This is a genomic window from Arthrobacter sp. TJ-263 (assembly GCF_058269155.1).
Window position 1 is genome coordinate 376789 of record NZ_JBZCNE010000001.1, and the last position, 18828, is coordinate 395616.

At 70.5% G+C, this 18828-nt stretch carries 17 protein-coding genes; 8 read left to right on the forward strand and 9 right to left on the reverse strand.

Annotated elements, in window-relative coordinates; translation table 11 throughout:
- Window positions 1–68: 68 nt before the first annotated feature.
- Together tpiA and secG are read left to right on the forward strand one after the other, a co-directional pair.
- Window positions 69–884: a triose-phosphate isomerase gene (gene tpiA, locus AC4D2F_RS01740; RefSeq protein WP_104164818.1), complete on the forward strand. Its 816-nt coding sequence runs from the start codon at window positions 69–71 to the stop codon at window positions 882–884.
- A gap of 53 nt (window positions 885–937) precedes the next feature.
- A complete protein-coding gene (gene secG / locus AC4D2F_RS01745; RefSeq protein ID WP_043445180.1) occupies window positions 938–1189 on the forward strand; it encodes a preprotein translocase subunit SecG in 252 nt (83 codons plus the stop codon).
- 92 nt (window positions 1190–1281) lie between these two features.
- Here the strand turns inward: secG and pgl are convergent, their stop codons facing one another.
- The 6 genes from pgl to tkt form a co-directional block, all read right to left on the reverse strand.
- Complete coding sequence (gene pgl / locus AC4D2F_RS01750; protein ID WP_104164820.1) at window positions 1282–2100, reverse strand: 6-phosphogluconolactonase; 819 nt, start codon at window positions 2098–2100, stop codon at window positions 1282–1284.
- A complete protein-coding gene (locus tag AC4D2F_RS01755) occupies window positions 2090–3034 on the reverse strand; it encodes a glucose-6-phosphate dehydrogenase assembly protein OpcA (RefSeq protein ID WP_490909266.1) in 945 nt (314 codons plus the stop codon). The genes pgl and AC4D2F_RS01755 overlap by 11 nt, the downstream gene beginning before the upstream one ends.
- Window positions 3031–4575: a glucose-6-phosphate dehydrogenase gene (gene zwf, locus AC4D2F_RS01760; protein ID WP_490909267.1), complete on the reverse strand. Its 1545-nt coding sequence runs from the start codon at window positions 4573–4575 to the stop codon at window positions 3031–3033. Before zwf ends, AC4D2F_RS01755 begins: the two co-directional genes overlap by 4 nt.
- A gap of 2 nt (window positions 4576–4577) precedes the next feature.
- Window positions 4578–6227, reverse strand: a complete 1650-nt coding sequence (locus AC4D2F_RS01765) for a phosphoglucose isomerase-related protein (protein WP_490909268.1) — start codon at window positions 6225–6227, stop codon at window positions 4578–4580.
- Between the two features lie 5 nt (window positions 6228–6232).
- A complete protein-coding gene (tal, locus tag AC4D2F_RS01770; RefSeq protein WP_490909269.1) occupies window positions 6233–7342 on the reverse strand; it encodes a transaldolase in 1110 nt (369 codons plus the stop codon).
- A 64-nt stretch (window positions 7343–7406) separates the two neighbouring features.
- Window positions 7407–9593: a transketolase gene (gene tkt, locus AC4D2F_RS01775; RefSeq protein ID WP_490909270.1), complete on the reverse strand. Its 2187-nt coding sequence runs from the start codon at window positions 9591–9593 to the stop codon at window positions 7407–7409.
- 341 nt (window positions 9594–9934) lie between these two features.
- Between tkt and AC4D2F_RS01780 the strand changes: the two genes are divergently transcribed.
- Both AC4D2F_RS01780 and AC4D2F_RS01785 read left to right on the forward strand, forming a co-directional pair.
- A complete protein-coding gene (locus AC4D2F_RS01780) occupies window positions 9935–10879 on the forward strand; it encodes a heme o synthase (RefSeq protein WP_104164833.1) in 945 nt (314 codons plus the stop codon).
- A 92-nt stretch (window positions 10880–10971) separates the two neighbouring features.
- On the forward strand, window positions 10972–11871 hold the full coding sequence (locus AC4D2F_RS01785; RefSeq protein WP_490909271.1) for a dihydrodipicolinate synthase family protein: 900 nt from the start codon (window positions 10972–10974) through the stop codon (window positions 11869–11871).
- 26 nt (window positions 11872–11897) lie between these two features.
- Here the strand turns inward: AC4D2F_RS01785 and AC4D2F_RS01790 are convergent, their stop codons facing one another.
- Genes AC4D2F_RS01790 through AC4D2F_RS01800 form a run of 3 tightly spaced genes read right to left on the reverse strand, consistent with a single transcriptional unit; the run spans window position 11898 to window position 14600 of the window.
- Complete coding sequence (locus AC4D2F_RS01790) at window positions 11898–12869, reverse strand: COX15/CtaA family protein (RefSeq protein WP_490909272.1); 972 nt, start codon at window positions 12867–12869, stop codon at window positions 11898–11900.
- Between the two features lie 4 nt (window positions 12870–12873).
- Window positions 12874–13659, reverse strand: a complete 786-nt coding sequence (locus tag AC4D2F_RS01795) for an ABC transporter permease (protein WP_490909273.1) — start codon at window positions 13657–13659, stop codon at window positions 12874–12876.
- Window positions 13656–14600 carry an ABC transporter ATP-binding protein gene (locus tag AC4D2F_RS01800; protein ID WP_490909274.1) on the reverse strand — a complete coding sequence of 315 codons (945 nt, stop codon included), beginning with the start codon at window positions 14598–14600 and terminating at the stop codon, window positions 13656–13658. Before AC4D2F_RS01800 ends, AC4D2F_RS01795 begins: the two co-directional genes overlap by 4 nt.
- A 128-nt stretch (window positions 14601–14728) precedes the next feature.
- Here AC4D2F_RS01800 and AC4D2F_RS01805 point away from each other — a divergent pair, with 128 nt between their 5' ends.
- From AC4D2F_RS01805 to AC4D2F_RS01820, 4 genes are read left to right on the forward strand one after another with little or no spacing between them, the layout of a single operon-like run.
- Window positions 14729–15625: a helix-turn-helix transcriptional regulator gene (locus AC4D2F_RS01805; RefSeq protein ID WP_490909275.1), complete on the forward strand. Its 897-nt coding sequence runs from the start codon at window positions 14729–14731 to the stop codon at window positions 15623–15625.
- Entirely contained in the window at window positions 15625–17097 is a 1473-nt protein-coding gene (sufB, locus tag AC4D2F_RS01810; protein ID WP_104164841.1) for a Fe-S cluster assembly protein SufB, read from the forward strand. The genes AC4D2F_RS01805 and sufB overlap by 1 nt, the downstream gene beginning before the upstream one ends.
- Window positions 17098–17099: 2 nt before the next feature.
- The gene (gene sufD, locus AC4D2F_RS01815; protein ID WP_490909276.1) at window positions 17100–18437 is read left to right on the forward strand and encodes a Fe-S cluster assembly protein SufD; all 1338 of its coding nucleotides are present in this window, start codon (window positions 17100–17102) and stop codon (window positions 18435–18437) included.
- Window positions 18437–18796, forward strand: a complete 360-nt coding sequence (locus tag AC4D2F_RS01820; protein ID WP_104164845.1) for a non-heme iron oxygenase ferredoxin subunit — start codon at window positions 18437–18439, stop codon at window positions 18794–18796. The genes sufD and AC4D2F_RS01820 overlap by 1 nt, the downstream gene beginning before the upstream one ends.
- Window positions 18797–18828 lie beyond the last annotated feature (32 nt).

Sequence of the window (18828 nt, forward strand, 5' to 3'; positions counted from 1 at the left end):
TGGCGGGATCCGCACGGCGTCTGCTGCGCGGATCCCGCTGCCATGGAACGAACAGATGGAGTACCACGATGACCACCTCGACCAACGGCGTCTTCGACCGCCGCCCGCTCATCGCGGGCAACTGGAAGATGAACCTCGACCACATGCAGGGCATCACCTTCCTGCAGAAGCTGGCCTGGACCCTGACGGACGCCGGCCACGACTTCTCGCGCGTCGAGGTGTCGGTCTTCCCGCCGTTCACCGACCTGCGTGGCGTCCAGACCCTGGTGAAGGGTGACACCCTCGACGTCGTGTACGGCGGGCAGGACCTCTCGCCGGAGGACTCCGGTGCCTACACCGGTGACATCTCGGGGCAGTTCCTCGGCAAGCTCGACTGCACCTACGTGCTCGTCGGCCATTCCGAGCGCCGGACCATCCACTCCGAGTCGGACGAGCTGCTCAACCGCAAGGTGCACGCGGCCTACCGCCACGGGCTGGTCCCGGTGCTGTGCGTCGGCGAGGGACTCGAGGTCCGCCAGGCCGGGACGCACGTGGAGCACACCGTCGAGCAGCTCCGCCAGGGCGTCGCGGGACTGTCCGCCGAGCAGGCGGCAAGCCTCGTCGTCGCGTACGAGCCCGTCTGGGCGATCGGCACGGGAGAGGTGGCCGGTCCCGAGGACGCGCAGGAGATGTGCGCGGCCCTCCGCGCCGAACTCGGCTCGCTGTTCGACCCCGAGACCGCCGCGAAGACCCGCCTCCTGTACGGCGGATCCGTGAAGTCGGCCAACGTGGCGAGCATCCTGCGGGAGCGCGACGTGGACGGCGTCCTGGTGGGCGGTGCGAGCCTCGACGTATCCGAGTTTGCTAGTATTGTCAGGTTCGAACAGCATCTGGTGACAGACTAAGTTCCGTGCGCCGGCCGCTCCATCGAGCGGCTACCGAGCCTTGAAAGGGCCCCGTGGAAATCCTTCGTATCATCCTGCTCGTCCTGCTCGGGATCACCAGCCTCCTGCTGACCCTGCTGATCCTGCTCCACAAGGGGCGCGGCGGTGGCATGTCGGACATGTTCGGCGGCGGTATGACCTCGAGCATGGGATCCTCCGGAGTGGCCGAGCGGAACCTCAACCGCTTCACCGTGGCGCTCGGGCTGGCATGGGGCGTCGTCATCGTCGCCCTCGGCCTCATCCAGCGGTTCGCCGGCGAGTCCTAGGGACTCCCGCACTCCCCGTTCGACGACGAAGCCCCCGCTTCCAGCTGGAAGCGGGGGCTTCGTCGTCGGGGCGATCCTTCGGTCCCGTCGTCTCAGTCGGACGTCTCGTCGTCGTCGTGGTCGATGAGGCGACCGGGCAGTTTCTGGGCGGCGTCCTGGTCGATCAGCCACAGGGTCTTCTTCAGGCCCCGCGCTCCGGCGGCGGGAACCTGCACGTGTCCGGCCCCGGCCAATGCCAGGCCCACAGCGCCGGCCTTGTCGCTGCCGCTGACCGACAGCCACACCTCCTGCGCCGTGTTGATCGCCTCGAGGGTCAGCGAGACGCGCTGCGGCGGCGGCTTCGGCGCATCGGCGACACCCACCGTCGTCGCGCCGCGCGTGCGGATCCCGGCGAGCTCGGGGAAGAGGGACGCCACGTGCGCATCCGGACCGACGCCCAGCAGGAGCACGTCGAAGCGGGGCAGGCGGGGATCGGGCTGCACGAGGTCCTCGTCCGCGGCGCGTTCCGCCTGGGCAGCCGCTGCCAGCTGCTCGGCGTAGTCGACGGCGGCGCCGTCCTCGTCGGGGAACTCGTCCTTCGTGCCGAACTCGTGGATCTTCACGGGGTCGACGGCGATGCGGTCCAGCAGGGCCGTGCGCGCCTGGACGGCGTTGCGCTCGGGGTCCTCGGCCCGGAGGAAGCGCTCATCCCCCCACCAGAAGTGCACGTTGGCCCAGTCCACCGCGGTGTGCGCCGGCGACTCCGCGACGGCCTCGAGGGCAGCGGTGCCGATCGAGCCGCCGGTGAGCACCACCGTCGCTGTGCCCCGCTCGCTCTGCACGTCCACGAGGCGCGTGATCAGCCGGGCGGCGACGGCCGCAGCCAGGGAGCCCTGGGTGGGATGGATACTGACTTTCGGTTCAGCGCTCACTCGTTCGTACACTCCTCAGGTTGGTCCGGGCAAGGCCCTCGGTGATGACTTCGCCGAACACCTCGTCGGGGTCGAGGCGCCGCAGCTCCTCGGCCAGGCAGTCCCGCAGTCCGCGGCGCGGCAGGGAGATGCGCTGGACGGGCTGATGCGGCTGGTACAGCTCCGCGACGTCGTGGCCGGGGCGGTGCAGTTCGATGTCGCCGCCGCTCCGTGTCAGGCGCACGCGCTGGAGGCCGGTGCCCGTGGGTCCGGCGACGATGGTGACGGGGGCGTCGAGGGCCTTCGTGAGCCAGGCCGCCAGCAGCACGGTGCTGGGGGAGTCGCACGCTCCCTCGACGGTGACCGCGGTGACGGGCTGGTGGCCCTGCAGCTGGTCCAGGACGGCAGCGAGTTGGATGCGCCAGTTGGTCAGGCGGGTCCAGGCGAGGTCCGTGTCGCCCGCCGCATAGGTGCTGCTGATGTTGAACAGCGCCGCCGTCGGGTCCTTCTCGTTGGCCGAGTCGGTGATCCGGCGGTGCGCGATGCTGCCGATCGAGGTCTGCGACGCGGCGTCGGGCACCCCGTGGGGCCACCAGGCGACGATCGGCGCGTCGGGCAGGAGGAGGGCTGAGACGAGCGACTCGTTCTCCTCGGAGAGCTCGCCGTAGCCGCGCAGGACGACGACCTCCGACGCCCCGGCGTCGCCGCCGACCCTGATCTGGGCGTCGAGGCGCGTCGGCTCGTCGGGGGACTCCCCGGCGAGGACGATGATGCGGCAGGGATGCTCCCGGCTCGCCTGGTTGGCGGCGTCGATCGCCTCCTCCTCGTAGCCGGAGCGGGTGATGACCACCAGCGTCAGCACGCGCCCGAGCGCGACGACGCCCCCGCTGTCCCGCAGGGCCATCAGTTCCTTCGACACCTTCGAGGTGGTGGTGTCGGGCAGTTCCACGATCATGGCCTTCTCCAGGTTCGTCCATCGGCTGCGAGCAGCTCGTCGGCGGATGCGGGTCCCCAGCTGCCCGGCACGTAGGCCTCGGGCTGCGCGTCGAGCGAGGCCCAGTACTGCTCGAACGGGTCGAGGATCTTCCAGGACAGCTCCACCTCCTGCTGGCGCGGGAAGAGCGGAGGCTCGCCGAGCAGGACGTCGAGGATGAGGCGCTCGTAGGCCTCGGGGCTCGACTCCGTGAACGAGTGGCCGTAGCCGAAGTCCATGGTGACGTCGCGGACCTCGGTCTGCGTGCCCGGGACCTTCGAACCGAAGCGGATGGTCACGCCCTCGTCCGGCTGTACGCGGATGACGACGGCGTTCTGCCCGAAGTCCTCGTCGTGGTGGTCCTGGAACAGCAGGTTCGGTGCCCGCTTGAACACGACGGCGATCTCCGTGACCCTGCGGCCGAGCCGCTTGCCGGCCCGCAGGTAGAACGGCACCCCGGCCCAGCGGCGTGTGTGGATGTCCAGGCGCAGCGCGGCGAAGCTCTCGGTGGTCGAGTCGGCGGGGATGCCGTCCTCCTCGAGGAACCCGTTCACACGCTCCCCGCCCTGCCAGCCGGCCTCGTACTGGCCGCGGGCCGACCGTCCGGTGAGATCCGAGGGCAGGACGACGGCGGCGAGGACCTTCTCCTTCTCGGCGCGCAGGTGGTCCGCGTCGAAGGAGATCGGCTCCTCCATCGCCGTGAGCGCGAGGAGCTGGAGCAGGTGGTTCTGGATGACGTCGCGGGCCGCCCCGACGCCGTCGTAGTACCCGGCCCGGCTGCCGATCCCGATGTCCTCGGCCATGGTGATCTGCACGTGGTCGACGTAGTTCGCGTTCCACAGCGGCTCGAAGAGCTGGTTCGCGAAGCGCAGCGCGAGGATGTTCTGGACCGTCTCCTTGCCGAGGTAGTGGTCGATCCTGAACACGGAGTCCGGGGGGAACACCTCCTCGACGATGGCGTTCAGCTCGCGGGCGGACTCGAGGTCGTGGCCGAAGGGCTTCTCGATGACCACGCGGCGCCACTGTCCGTCGTCGGGCTGCGCCAGACCGTGCTCCGAGAGCTTCTGGCACACCGTCTCGAACGCGTTCGGGGGGATGGACAGGTAGAAGGCGTGGTTGCCGCGCGTCCCCCGGCTCTGTTCCAGCTCCTCGATGGTCTCCCGGAGGTTCTTGAACGCCTCGTCGTCGTCGAAGTTGCCCTGGACGAAGCGGATGCCCGCGGAGAGCTGCTCCCACACCGTCTCGTTGAACGGTGTCCGGGCGTACTGCGTCACGGACTCCCGCACCTGCTCCACGAACTCGTCGTTGGACCATTCGCGGCGGCCGAAGCCCACCAGGCCGAAGCTCGGCGGCAGGAGCCCCCGGTTGGCGAGGTCGTAGATGGCGGGCATCAGCTTCTTGCGGGCGAGGTCCCCCGTCACCCCGAACAGGACGAGGGACGAGGGACCGGCGATCCGGCTCAGCCGCCGGTCGCGCGGATCCCGCAGGGGGTTGGCGGCTCTCGCCGTGGTGCTGTCAGGCATGCTCACCCGTTCTCGTGGTGACCCTCGCCGGATCCGGTGAGGGTGGAAATGGCGTCCCGGAGCTGTGCGACACCCGCCGTGCGGTCCGTCAGATGGAGGCGGAGCACGGGGCGGCCGTGGTCCGCGAGCACCTGGGCGTCCCCGGCGGCCTGCGCCGTGATGAGCTCCCCGAACGTGAAGGGGCGCTCGGGGATCGCGAGGTCGGCGCCGGCCACGCCGGTCAGCTGCAGGTACACGCCGATCGGCGAACCGCCCTTGTGGTACTGGCCCGTCGAGTGCAGGAAGCGCGGGCCCCAGCCGAAGGTGACCGGCCTGCCCGTGACGGCGGCCAGCGGGGCGCGGACGCCTTCGAGGTCCGCCTGGCCGTGACGGTCCAGGTAGGCCTGCACGGAGAGGTAACCGTTCCCGGGCAGGGTGGCGAGCAGCGCCCGGAGCGCCTCGGCGACCGTTGTCGAGGAGCCGAGGAGCTCGGCGTCCCCCCGGACCTCGACCGCCCCGTCGACGAAGGCGGCCGGGGCCGGCTCCGGCTGGGCGTCCAGCAGGCCGCGCGCGGCCGTCTTGGCGGCCTCGACGTCGGGCTGGTCGAACGGGTTGATGCCCAGCAGACGGCCGGCGACGGCGACCGCGTACTCCCAGACGAACATCTGGCTTCCGAGGGCGCCGCTGACGGTGACGCGCGTGCCCTCGGCGAGCTCGTCGCCGGGGGCCTCGTCGATGGGGGCGAGGACCACGGGGAGGATGTCGTCCGCGACGTCCGCCAGTTCCGGGGCGTCGCCGGCGGCGACGACGGGGAGCAGGCCGGTGCCGAGCTTCCCGGTCGATTCGGCGATGAGCTGTTCGGCCCAGTCGGCGAAACCTGGCAGCCCCGAGCCGGCATCCGCGAAGACGATCTTGTCCCGCAGGGGGAGGGTCCCGCCCAGGACGGCGCCGAGCTGCAGACCCACGTTGTCCTCGACGTCGTCGCCCAGGAACTCCGCGCTGTCCTCCGCGTCGGTGAGCAGCGTCTCGATGTCGGCACCCGCCAGGCCGGACGGCACCAGGCCGAACGCGGTGAGGGCCGAGTAGCGGCCGCCGACCTCCGGGTCGGCGGTGAAGACCTTCCGGTAGCCGGCCTTCCTCGAGGCCTCGTCCAGGGGCGACCCCGGATCGGTGACGATGACGATCCGCGAGGCCGCGTCGATGCCGGCGTCCGTGAACGCCTGCTCGAACACCCGGCGCTGCGAGTCGGTCTCGACCGTGGAGCCGGACTTCGAGGACACGACGATCGCCGTGCGCTGCAGGTCCTCCTCGAGGGCTGCACGCACCTGATCGGGGTCGGTGGCGTCCAGGACCACGAGCGGGACGCCCGCTTCCTTCGTGATGACCTCCGGCGCGAGCGAGGATCCGCCCATGCCGCACAGCACGATCCGGTCGACGCCCTCGGCCGCGAGGTCGGCGCGGAGCGCCGTGATCTCCGGCAGGAGGGCGCGCGAGCCTTCGAACAGGTCGATCCACCCGAGGCGGACCGACGCCTCGGACTCGGCGTCGGTGCCCCACAGCGTCGCGTCCTTCGCCATCAGGCGGGAGGCGAAGCGGTCCTTCACGAGGGCCGGGACGGCGGTCTCCACGGCTGCGAGTGCGGCACCGGTGGCGGTGAGAGCGAAGGAGCCCATGGGGATCAGCCCTCCGCTGCGTCGAGGGCGGCCTGCACGGTCTCGAGGAGCTCGGTCCAGCTGGCCACGAACTTGTCGAGGCCCTCGGTCTCGAGCTGCTCGACGACCTCGTCGTAGGAGATGCCGATCGCGTCGAGCCGGTTCAGGGTCTCGTTGGACTCGTCGTAGGTGCCGGTGACCGTGTCGCCCTCGATGACACCGTGGTCCGCCGTGGCCTCGAGGGTCTTCTCGGGCATCGTGTTGACCACGTGAGGTGCGACGAGGCCGGTGACGTAGAGCGTGTCCGGGAGGTTCGGGTCCTTGACCCCCGTCGAGGCCCAGAGGGGGCGCTGCGCGTTCGCCCCTGCGGCCTCCAGGACCTGCCAGCGCTCCGAGGAGAACTGCTCCTGGAAGATCTGGTAGGCGAGCCGGGCGTTGGCGAGGCCGGCCTTGCCCTTGAGCGCCGTCGCCTCGTCCGTGCCGATCGCCTCGAGGCGGGCGTCGATCTCGGCGTCCACCCGCGAGACGAAGAAGGACGCGACCGAGGTGATCTTCGAGAGATCGTAGCCGTTCTCCCGGGCCTGCTCGAGGCCGACCATGAAGGCGTTGATGACGGCGCGGTAGCGCTCGAGGGAGAAGATCAGGGTGACGTTGACGCTGATGCCGGCGGCCAGGGTCGAGGAGATCGCCTCCAGGCCCTCGACGGTCGCCGGGATCTTGATCAGGACGTTGGTGCGCTGCACCTTGGCGTGGAGCCGCTTCGCCTCGGCCACGGTGCCCGCGGTGTCGCGGGAGAGCCGCGGGTCCACCTCGATGGACACGCGACCGTCGGCACCGTTGGTGCGCTTGGCCTCCGCGGCGAAGATGTCGCAGGCCTGGGCGACGTCGTGGGTGGTGATGTCGAAGACGGCCTGGTCGACGTCGGCTCCGGCTTCGGCGAGGGCGCCCACCTGGGAGGCGTAGGACTCGCCCTTCTTGAGGGCGGCCGCGAAGATGCTCGGGTTGGTGGTGACGCCGACGACGTTGCGGTCCTCGATGAGGTGCTTGAAGGCGCCCGAGTTGATGCGCTCCCGGGAGAGGTCGTCGAGCCAGATGGAGACGCCGGCGGCCGAGAGATCAGCTGTGGGGGTAGTCATGGTGTGTGCTCCTTGTCCGCTGCCGCGGAAGATGTGTGCTGGACGGTTGGAACGGGTGGGGTGGTTACTGCTGGTCGCCGGTCTCGGTGGCGCGGTGGCCCGACGGCAGGGCCGGGGAGCCGTTGGGCGCCAGGGGATCGGCGGCGACAGCCTCCAGGGAGTCCTTCGCCGCCGCCACGACGGCGTCGGCGGTGATGCCGAACTCGCGGTAGAGGGTCTTGTAGTCGGCCGAGGCACCGTAGTGCTCGAGGGACACGATGCGGCCGGCGTCGCCGACGATCCCGTGCCAGCTCTGCGCGACGCCCGCCTCGACGGACACGCGGGCCCGGACGGTGCGGGGCAGGACGCTCTCGCGGTAGCCGGCGTCCTGCGCGTTGAACCATTCGAGGCACGGCATGGAGACGACGCGTGCCGCGATGCCCTGCGCCTCGAGGGCCGTGCGGGCCTCCACGGCGAGCTGGACCTCGGAGCCCGTACCGATGAGGATGACGTCGGGGGAGCCGTTCGTCGCTTCGGCGAGCACGTAGCCGCCCTTCGCGACACCCTCGGCCGAGCCGAACGTCCCGCCCTCGGCGGCGCCCTCGCCCCGCTCGTAGGTGGGGATGTTCTGGCGTGTCAGGACGAGCCCTGCCGGGTTCTCCGTGTTCTCCAGGATGGTGCGCCAGGCGACGGCGACCTCGTTCGCGTCGCCCGGCCGGACGACGTCGAGCCCGGGGATGGCGCGCAGCGAGGAGAGCTGCTCGACGGGCTGGTGCGTGGGGCCGTCCTCGCCCAGGCCGATGGAGTCGTGGGTCCAGACGTAGATCGCCGGGACGCCCATGAGGGCGCCGAGGCGTACGGCGGGACGCTGGTAGTCGCTGAAGATGAGGAAGGTGCCGGAGAAGGCGCGGGTGCTGCTGTGCATCACGATGCCGTTGACGATCGCCGCGGCGGCGTGCTCGCGGATGCCGAAGTGCAGCACGCGGCCGTACTGGTTGCCGGACCAGGACTTGGTCTGGCGACTCTCGGGGATGAACGACGGCGATCCCTCGATCGTGGTGTTGTTCGACTCCGCGAGGTCGGCGCTGCCGCCCCACAGTTCGGGGAGCGCGGGGCCGATCGCGGTGAGGACCTTGCCGGACGCGGCACGGGTGGACATGTCCTTGCCCGCCTCGAACGTCGGCAGGGACGCCTCCCAGCCCTCGGGGAGCGTGCGGGCCTGGATGCGCTCGAGCAGAGCCGTCTCCTCGGGGTGCGCGGCCGTCCAGGCGTCGAAGCCCTCCTGCCAGGCGCTGTGCGCCTCGGAGCCGCGACGGACGACGCCGCGGGCGTGCTCGAGGACCTCGGGGTCGACGTCGAAGTGCTTCTCCGGGTCGAAGCCGAGGGCCTCCTTGAGGGCTGCGACCTCGTCCTTGCCGAGGGCCGAGCCGTGGATCTTGCCGGTGTTCTGCTTGTTCGGCGCCGGGTACCCGATGATGGTCCGCAGCGACACGATGCTCGGCCGGGAGGTCTCGTTCTTCGCCGCGACGAGCGCGGAGTACAGCTCCGCGACGTCCTCCACGTAGGCGCCGGTCTTCGTCCAGTCCACGCGCTGCGTGTGCCAGCCGTAGGCCTCGTAGCGCTTCAGGACGTCCTCGGTGAAGGAGATGTCGGTGTCGTCCTCGATGGAGATGTGGTTCTCGTCGTAGAGCACCACGAGGTTGCCGAGCTGCTGGTGGCCGGCGAGCGAGGACGCCTCGGACGTCACGCCCTCCTGCAGGTCGCCGTCGGAGGCGATGACCCAGATGGTGTGGTCGAAGGGGCTGGTGCCCGCGGGGGCGTCGGCGTCGAACATGCCGCGCTGGCGGCGCTGGCCGTAGGCGAAGCCGACGGACGTCGCAAGACCCTGGCCGAGCGGACCGGTGGTGATCTCCACGCCCTTGGTGTGGCGGTACTCGGGGTGGCCCGGGGTGAGGGAGCCCCACGTGCGCAGGGCCTTCAGGTCATCGAGCTCGAGGCCGTAGCCCGACAGGAAGAGCTGGATGTAGAGGGTGAGCGAGGTGTGGCCGGGGGAGAGGACGAAACGGTCGCGTCCCGTCCACTCGGGGTCCGAGGGATCGTGCCGCATGAGCTTCTGGAACAGGAGGTAGGCCGCCGGCGCGAGGCTCATGGCCGTTCCCGGGTGTCCGTTGCCCACCTTCTCGACGGCGTCCGCCGCCAGGATGCGGACCGTGTCGACCGCTTTCTGGTCGAGTTCGGTCCAGGTCAGTTCCTGCTCTTGCGTCTGCGGCACGTTTCCGGGCCCCTCTCAGTCCGGAACGGCCGGCGACGGGGACGTGCCTTCAGGCACGCCGTCGGGCTGGCCGTTCACCATTGAATGCTGCGATTGTCGAGCCCGTCGGGACAGCACTGCGCCGGGACCGCTTGTTCCGGGCACACTTCCGCAGCGGGCTTTCCAACCCACACTATCCCGTCCGGCCCGTCACGGGACGTGGGTGTCGAACAAAGTCGTCCAGCACGATCCGCGGTGGCGCGGAGGGCCTGATGGACGGGATCCCGCCGCCGATTTCTACAGGGCGTAAAAGGGTATGATGGACCTTGTCTTTTACCCCGGAAAAACGAAAGTGTTGCCTTGTGAACACCCAGCAGGCTCCTGCTCCGGCACGTTCCCCGCAGGCCCGTCAGGGTTTCGGTCGCAAAGCGAAGGCCTATCTGGCGCTGACGAAGCCTCGCGTGATCGAACTTCTCCTGGTGACCACCCTTCCCACCATGATCTTCGCGCAGGGCGGGTTCCCGCCGGTCGGCCTGATCCTGGCGACCATGATCGGCGGCGCCCTCGCGGCAGGGAGCGCCGGGGCGTTCAACTGCTACATCGACCGCGACATCGACAAGCTGATGCACCGCACGGAGAACCGACCCCTGGTCACCGGTGAGGTCACGCCGCGGGAGGCGCTCGTCTTCTCCTGGATCCTCGGCGTCGTCGCGATCGCCGTGCTCTGGTTCGGGGCCAACCCGCTCGCCGGCATGCTGGGCGTCGCGGCGATCTTCCTCTACGTGGTGGTCTACACGCTCGTCCTCAAGCGGCGCACGTCGCAGAACATCGTCTGGGGCGGAGCAGCGGGCTGCATGCCCGTCCTCATCGCCTGGGCCGCGGTCACCAACGCCGTCGAGTGGCCCGCCGTCGTGCTGTTCCTCATCATCTTTTTGTGGACGCCCCCGCACTACTGGCCCCTGTCCATGAAGTACAGCGACGACTACAACGCCGCCAACGTGCCGATGCTCGGGGCGATCGCCGGGGCCCGCGCGGTCTCCGTCCAGGTGGTCCTGTACGCCTGGGCCATGGCGGCCTGTTCGCTCCTGCTGGTCCCGGCCGGCGCAGGCTGGGTCTACACGGTCGCCGCGGTGGCGGGCGGCGCCTGGTTCATCCGGGAAGCCCACCGGCTGCACTCGCTCGCCCACCGCGGAGAGCTGCACCCGAAGGCCGCGATGAAGGTCTTCCACGGCTCGATCAGTTACCTCACGGTCCTCTTCCTCGCCCTCGCCATCGACCCCTTCGTCGGCCCGGCAGTCCTCGCCTGAGGCGGCACCGCCGACTCCCGGGTGCCGGTCACGGGGACCGGATCCCGGGGGTGCCGGCACGGATCGGCACTGCCGGCCCTAGGCTTGCACCCATGGACTTCACAGGCCTGATCGCCTACCCCCTCACCCCGTTCCTGCCGGACGGCTCCGTCTCCTACACGGACCTCCGCATCCTCGTCGACGGACTCTCCTCCTCCAGCGTCGACGCCCTCACAGTGCTCGGCTCCTCCGGGAGCTTCGCCTACCTCGACCGCGGCGAACGGGCCCGGGTGGCGCGCACCGCCATCGAGACCGTGGACGGCAGGCTCCCCGTGGCCGTGGGCATCAGCTCGGTCGGCACGCGCGAGGTGCTCGAGGCCGCGACGGACGCGCAGGCCGCCGGAGCGGCCGGCCTGGTGCTCTCACCGGTCTCCTACGTACCGCTCACCGACGACGAGGTCCTGGCGCAGGTCCGCGCGGTGGACGACGCGACGGATCTGCCGATCTGCCTCTACAACAACCCGGGCACCACGCAGTTCGACTACTCGCTGCAGGTGGTCGCCGAGCTGTCGTCGCTGCCGGACGTCGTCGCGTTCAAGGACACCGCCGCGGACGCCGGGACCTTCAATGCCCGGCACTCCGCACTGTCCCGGCTCGTCACGGCACCGTTCAGCCACGGCGTGAGCGGGGACCTCCTGATGATGACCGGCGAGGTGTCGGCCGATGCCTGGCACAGCGGGCCGGCGGCGCTGCTGCCGAACTACTACGCCCGCCTCCGGGCGGCCGTCGTCGCCGGTGACCGGGCGGAGACCGAGCGTGTCCGGCGCGTCCTCGCACCCCTCGTGGACCACGTCGCGGGACTGCGCAGGATCAGCGGCCTGCACCTCCTGGCCCGCGCCTGCGGCATCGCCGCGGGGGATCCCCGCCCGCCCCTGCTGCCGAGCCCGGGCTCCGAGCTGCGCGAACTGGGACGGCTCCTCGACGTCCTCGAGGCGGAGTTCGACGACGACTGACCCGGACGTGGGGTGCGGCGCTTCCGCTAGGAGACGGCCTGCGGCACCTTGGTCGCGGCCGCCGTGCCCGGCAGGGTCCGGGTCGTGGTCCCGGTGTACTGCGCGTGGACGGCCGCGGACATGAGCAGCGACGCGCCGAGCATGTGCAGCGCCACGAGGGCGATGGGCAGGTGCAGGAAGTGCTGGACGTACCCGATGGCGCCCTGCACCAGCACCACCGCGGCGAGCAGCACCACCGCCCTGCGCAGCTTCGCGTGGACGCCGGCCCGGTAGGCGACGACGACGGCGAGGGCCACCGTGGCGACCAGCAGGTACACCGGGAGGGCGTGCAGGCGCGTCATCAGGTCGGAGTCGAGGCCGTTGCGGGCGGCACCGTGGTCGCCGGCGTGCGGGCCGGATCCCGTCACGACGACGCCGAGCAGGATCGTGATCGACGTCAGCACGGTCGAGGTCAGGAGCAGCTGGCGCAGCAGCGGCGGCGCGGCGGGCGGGCGCCCGGTCCGATACTGCTCGGTGTCGATCCGCGCACGGTTGACGAGCACCGTCGCGACGGCCACGAGGATCATGGAGACCACGAAGTGGAGGCCCACCACCCAGGGGTTCAGGTCCGTCCACACCGTGATGCCGCCGATGACCGCCTGCGCGGGGATGCCGAGGAAGAGGCCGATCGACAGGCGGAACAGGTCCTTGCGCTGCCGCCGCATGCCGAGCACGGAGACGATCATGGCCACGGCGATGACGACGAGCACGAAGGTCAGGAGCCTGTTGCCGAACTCGATGACGCCGTGGAAGCCCATCTCCGGCGTGGTGACGATCGAGTCGGCCGTGCAGCGCGGCCACTCCGGGCAGCCGAGTCCGGACGCGGTGAGGCGTACGGCCCCGCCGGTCACGACGATCGCGATCTGCGAGACGAGGGAGGCGACGGCCAGCCGTCGCACCACAGGGGTGGTGGTGCGTGGGAGGGCGCCCGTGAGGCGGGAGAGCGCGGGGAGAGTCATGCTGTCAGCTCCATTTGAACCAGCGGATGGCCGCCAGGCTAGCGAGGGCGGCCCAGGCCAGGAGCACGAGGCACGCGATGGGATCGAACACGCCGTCCACCAGGGCGCTCCGGAGGCCGTCGCCCAGGGCGGCGGAGGGGAGCACCGAGATGAACGGTTCGGCAGCGTCGGGCAGGCTGGCCGCCGGGATGATCACGCCGCCCGCCGCCGCGAGCAGGATCCACACGAGGTTGGTGACCGCGAGCGTCGCCTCGGGGCGGAGCGTTCCGGCGACGAGGAGCCCGAGCGCGGTGAAGGCTGCCGAACCGAGGAGCAGCAGCAGGGCCGCGGGCAGGATCCCCGCCGGCTCCGGCGTCCAGCCCATCAGGGCTGCGGCACCGCCGATCACGACGAGCTGCACGGCGAGGACGACGGCGACCGCGACGGCCTTGCCGAGGATCAGCCCCGACCGGCCGAGCGGCGTCGTGGACAGGAAGCGCAGGACGCCGTAGCGGCGGTCGAATCCCGTGGCGATGCCCTGGCCCGTGAAGGCCGTGGACATCGTGCAGAGGGCGAGGACGCCCGGAGCGGCGACGTCGATCCGGTCCGCCCCGTAGGCGTCCAGCAGCGGCGTGATGACCAGCGCCGCGAGCGCCAGGAGCGGCAGCACGATCGCGAGGACCAGCTGCTCCCCGTTGCGGAGCATCGCCAGGGCCTCGTACGCGCCATGGCGCAGGACCCGGGTGGGCAGCGGGGCCGCGGCCCCGCGGGCCGCCGGGGTGCCGGCGGGGACCGGTGCGGAGAGGGTCATCGGATGCTCCGTCCGGAGATGTCGAGGAAGACGTCCTCGAGCGAGCGCGGTGCCATGGAGATGCCCGTGGGCATCACGCCGCAGGCGACCCACCACCCCGCCAGGCGGGCGACGTCGTCGGCCGTGAGCGGTCCGCGGAGGACGTACTGTCCCGGCTCCGTCTCACGCTGGAGCAGATGGGGGAGGAGATCGGGCGGGAACGACAGCCCGGGCACGGTCTCGAAGCGCAACTCGCGCGCGCCGTCGGCGTCGGCCGTGAGCTCGGCGACCGTGCCCTCGGCGACGGTGCGGCCGCCCTCGAGGATGTAGACGTAGTCGGCGAGTCTCTGCGCGTCGTCGAGCAGGTGTGTGGTGAGGATGACGGCCAGGCCGTCGGCACGGAGTTCCCTGATGAGATCGAACACGATGGTGCGGGACTGCGGGTCGAGGCCGGCGCTCGGTTCGTCGAGGAAGACCACTTCGGGGCGTCCCACGAGGGCGCAGGCGAGGGCGAGGCGCTGCTTCTGCCCGCCGGAGAGGCGCCGGATGGAGACGGCCCCGAACTCGTCGAGGCCCAGGCGCTCCGCCAGGGCGTCGACGGGCAGGGGATCGGCGTACATGGACGCGACGTGGCGCAGGAGGGCCAGCGGGCGCACCGACGGCGGGAGTCCGCCGTCCTGCAGCATCACCCCGACGCGCGCCCGCAGGTGCGGCGTGGCCCGGGAGGGATCGGCGCCGAGCAGGCTGACCCGGCCGCCGTCGGCGCGCTGCAGGCCCTGCGCGCATTCGAGGGTCGTCGTCTTGCCGGCGCCGTTGGCTCCCAGCAGGACGGTCACGGCGCCGTGCTCGGCCCGCAGACTCACGCCGTCGAGCACGCGGACCATCCGGCCGTCGAGGGCCCCGACCGGGCCGAAGTCCTTGACGAGACCATCGATCTCGAGGGCGGGGGAAGATGTCGGCACCCGATTATTCTACGGCAGGTAGTAGGCGGGACGGCGGGCCCGATGGGTAGCCTCGCCTAAGTGGTGGGGCGGAATACATTAGGTCATGCTTGTGTTGTGTATTTTGTCGCCGACGGAGGGAATGGACCGTGACCGCATCGCCCCGCGCCGCCGTTCCGGCGGCCGTCCCTCCTGACGTCCCCACGTCGGCGCGCACCGCCCAGATCGTCTCGCCGGACACCGACGAGCGTACGCGCGACCGGGTCCTGTCGGCCGTCCTCGAACGCGGCCCTGTCAGCGCGGCCGAGCTCGGCGACCGCCTCGGGTTCACGCCCGCCGCCATGCGGCGCCACCTCGACGCCCTCTCCTCCGACGGCCTCATCGAGGTCAAGCGCGTGCGTGGATCGACCACGGGCGCGGGACGCCCGGCCCGGCGCTATGTCCTCAGCCGGCGCGGCCAGGCCAAGATGGGCAACGACTACCTCGACATCGCCGTCGCTGCACTGGCGCAGCTCGGGGAGGCGGCGGGCCCGGAAGCCATCGAGGAGTTCGCCCGCACGCGGTTCGCCGGCATGGAGGAGCGCTACCGGCCGATCGTCGAGGCCGCGGGCCCCGACCTCGCCGCGCGGGCCCACGCCCTCGCCGGCGCCCTGACCACCGACGGCTTCGTCGGGTCCACCAAGACGGTGGGCCTGCCGCCGGCGGGCGCACCGCGGACCGTCCCGGCGGCGACCCGCCCCGTGATGCTCAGCGTGCAGCTCTGCCAGGGGCACTGCCCCATCCAGGGACTGGCCTCGGCCTTCCCGGCGTTCTGCGACCAGGAGACCGGCGTCTTCGCCCGCCTGCTCGGCGTCGACGTCCGGCGGCTCTCCACCCTGGCCGGCGGCGGGCACGTCTGCACCACCCACATTCCCCTGGGACGCACGACGGCGGCCCCGGCCGTGCCGGTCGGCCCGGACGCCCCCGGACCCGCGGAGGCGGATCCGGGGACCGCCCAGCCCAGCAACCCAGCAACGTTATCCATCCATCAGCAAGGAAGGCCGTGATGACGGATCAAGTAGACCGCAAGCCAGCTGCATCGGCAGTGCCGGAGTCGGTGATCAGCGACATCCTCGAGAAGAACCCGGAGCTCGAGGGCATCGGGACCTACCAGTACGGCTGGGCGGACAAGAACGAGGCGAGCGACAACGCGCGCCGCGGCCTCAGCGAGGAAGTCGTCCGTGACATCTCCGCGAAGAAGAACGAGCCACAATGGATGCTCGATCTCCGCCTCAAGGGCCTCAAGTACTTCGACCGCAAGCCCATGCCCGCCTGGGGCGCGGACCTCTCCGGCATCGACTTCGACAACATCAAGTACTTCGTGCGTTCCACCGAGAAGCAGGCGAACACGTGGGAGGACCTCCCCGAGGACATCCGCAACACGTACGAGAAGCTCGGCATCCCCGAAGCCGAGCGTGCGCGCCTGGTCTCCGGTGTCGCCGCCCAGTACGAGTCCGAGGTGGTCTACCACCAGCTGCGCGAGGACCTCGAGCGCCAGGGCGTCCTGTTCCTCGACACCGACACCGCGCTGCGGGAGCACCCCGAGATCTTCAGGGAGTACTTCGGCACGATCATCCCCGTGGGGGACAACAAGTTCGCGTCGCTGAACACGGCCGTCTGGTCGGGCGGTTCGTTCGTGTACGTGCCCAAGGGCGTCCACGTGGAGATCCCCCTGCAGGCCTACTTCCGCATCAACACGGAGAACATGGGCCAGTTCGAGCGGACGCTGATCATCGCGGACGAGGACTCCTACGTGCACTACATCGAGGGCTGCACCGCCCCGATCTACACCTCCGACTCCCTGCACTCGGCCGTCGTCGAGATCGTGGTCAAGAAGGGCGCCCGCGTCCGCTACACCACCATCCAGAACTGGTCGAACAACGTGTACAACCTGGTGACCAAGCGCGCCATCGCCCACGAGGGCGCCACCATGGAGTGGATCGACGGCAACATCGGTTCCAAGGTCACCATGAAGTACCCCGCCGTGTACCTCGTCGGAGAGCACGCCAAGGGGGAGACCCTCTCCATCGCCTTCGCCGGCGAGGGACAGCACCAGGACACCGGGTCGAAGATGGTCCACATCGCGCCCAACACCAAGTCCTCGATCATCTCGAAGTCCGTGGCCCGCGGCGGTGGTCGTGCCGCCTACCGGGGGCTCGTCCAGGTCCGCGAGGGCGCCAAGCACTCGGCCAACACGGTCCGCTGTGACGCGCTGCTCGTCGACACCATCTCGCGCTCGGACACCTACCCGTACGTGGACATCCGCGAGGACGACGTCACCATGGGCCATGAGGCCACCGTGTCGCGCGTCAGCGAGGAGCAGCTGTTCTACCTCATGTCCCGCGGGCTCCCCGAGGACGAGGCCATGGCCATGATCGTGCGCGGCTTCATCGAGCCGATCGCCCGGGAACTGCCCATGGAGTACGCGCTCGAACTGAACCGGCTGATCGAACTGCAGATGGAAGGGGCCGTGGGCTAGGAATGGCTGACACCACCCAGATTTCACCCGACACCACGTCCGAGGGAGAGCGGACCGAACTCGGACGGTCTGCCGACAAGGCACGCATAGGTGCTCCCTCCGGCACTGTGGACACCCGCGCCGTCATCGACGGCTTCACCGAGGAGGGCGAGAGCCTGCCCGGGGGCGACGACGGGGTCGAGCAGCTCGGCTTCAAGAAGCACAGCCACGGTAACGCGCCCGTGATCCCGGAGGCATCCCGCGGCGAGCGCCGCCGGTCCTTCGACCTCGCCGACTTCCCCGCCCTGACGGGCCTCGAGGAGGACTGGCGGTTCACACCGCTCCAGCGTCTGCGGGGCCTCCACACGGACGCCCTGACCGGCGCGGCCCCGGCCGTCGCCGTCACCGGTGCCGGCAACGTCACCGTGGAGACGGTGTCCCGCGATGACGCCCGCCTCGGCTCGACCGCCACGCCGGAGGACCGCGTCTCGGCCGCCGCCTGGAACTCCTTCACCGAAGCCACGGTCATCACCATCCCCCGGGAGACGGTGGCCGACGGCGAGGTGATGGTCGGCGTGACCGGGACCTCGCCCGCCGCCGCCGCGCAGCACGTCCTCATCCGTGCCGAGGCCTTCTCCAAGGCCGTCGTGGTCCTGGACCACACCGGGTCGGTGACGCTCGCCCAGAACGTCGAGATCATGGTGGGCGACGGCGCGGAACTCACGGTCGTCAGCGTCCAGGAATGGGACGACGACGCCGTGCACGTGTCCTCGCAGCAGGCGAAGGTGGGACGCGACGCACGCTACAAGCACGTCGTCGTCAGCCTCGGCGGCGACCTCGTGCGCCTCACGCCGTCGTCGATCTTCACCGCGCCCGGCGCCGAGGTCGAGATGTACGGCCTGTACTTCGCCGACGCCGGCCAGCACCTCGAGCAGCGGCTCCTGGTGGACCACGCCGTCCCGAACTGCAAGTCCCGCGTGACCTACAAGGGCGCCCTGCAGGGCCAGGACGCGCACACCGTCTGGGTCGGGGACGTCCTCATCCGCAAGGCGGCCGAGGGCACGGACACCTACGAGACCAACCGCAACCTGATCCTCACGGACGGCGCGCGCTCGGACTCGGTCCCCAACCTCGAGATCGAGACGGGCCTCATCGAGGGTGCCGGCCACGCCAGTGCCACGGGCCGGTTCGACGACGAGCACCTCTTCTACCTGATGGCGCGCGGCATCCCCGAGAAGGCCGCCCGCCGCCTCGTGGTGCGCGGCTTCCTCACCGAGGTCATCCAGCAGATCAAGGTCCCCGCGCTCGAGGAGCGGCTTTCCGAGTCGGTCGAACGCGAACTCGCTGCAGGCAACCTCTGATGGCCGAGGCACCCCGCGGTGAACTGATCTGCAGCGTCGACGACATCCAGGTCAAGCAGGCGCTGCGCGTCCTCATCGACGACTACCCCGTCGTCATCGTCCGCGACTCCGACGGCGAGATCCACGCCCTGGGCGACACCTGCTCGCACGCGGACATCTCGCTGTCCGAGGGCGACGTCGAGGGGTGCGCCATCGAGTGCTGGGGCCACGGCTCCCAGTTCGACCTCCGCAGCGGTGCCCCGCTGCAACTCCCGGCGTACGAGCCCGTCCCGGTCTTCGCGCTGGAGATCCATGACGGCGACGTCTACGTCGACGTCACGACGGTCACCAACGGAGCAGCCGCACCCCAGTTCGGCTAGCGGCCGCCGCACCTCCCACCTACTTCCTGCAC

Bases quoted from the DNA above. Each gene is read 5' to 3' on its own strand.
- tpiA (WP_104164818.1), top strand. From the start codon at position 69: ATGACCACCTCGACCAACGGCGTCTTCGACCGCCGCCCGCTCATCGCG.
- AC4D2F_RS01755 (WP_490909266.1), bottom strand. From the start codon at position 3,034: ATGATCGTGGAACTGCCCGACACCACCACCTCGAAGGTGTCGAAGGAA.
- zwf (WP_490909267.1), bottom strand. From the start codon at position 4,575: ATGCCTGACAGCACCACGGCGAGAGCCGCCAACCCCCTGCGGGATCCG.
- AC4D2F_RS01765 (WP_490909268.1), bottom strand. From the start codon at position 6,227: ATGGGCTCCTTCGCTCTCACCGCCACCGGTGCCGCACTCGCAGCCGTG.
- tal (WP_490909269.1), bottom strand. From the start codon at position 7,342: ATGACTACCCCCACAGCTGATCTCTCGGCCGCCGGCGTCTCCATCTGG.
- AC4D2F_RS01785 (WP_490909271.1), top strand. From the start codon at position 10,972: ATGGACTTCACAGGCCTGATCGCCTACCCCCTCACCCCGTTCCTGCCG.
- AC4D2F_RS01790 (WP_490909272.1), bottom strand. From the start codon at position 12,869: ATGACTCTCCCCGCGCTCTCCCGCCTCACGGGCGCCCTCCCACGCACC.
- AC4D2F_RS01795 (WP_490909273.1), bottom strand. From the start codon at position 13,659: ATGACCCTCTCCGCACCGGTCCCCGCCGGCACCCCGGCGGCCCGCGGG.
- sufB (WP_104164841.1), top strand. From the start codon at position 15,625: ATGACGGATCAAGTAGACCGCAAGCCAGCTGCATCGGCAGTGCCGGAG.
- sufD (WP_490909276.1), top strand. From the start codon at position 17,100: ATGGCTGACACCACCCAGATTTCACCCGACACCACGTCCGAGGGAGAG.
- AC4D2F_RS01820 (WP_104164845.1), top strand. From the start codon at position 18,437: ATGGCCGAGGCACCCCGCGGTGAACTGATCTGCAGCGTCGACGACATC.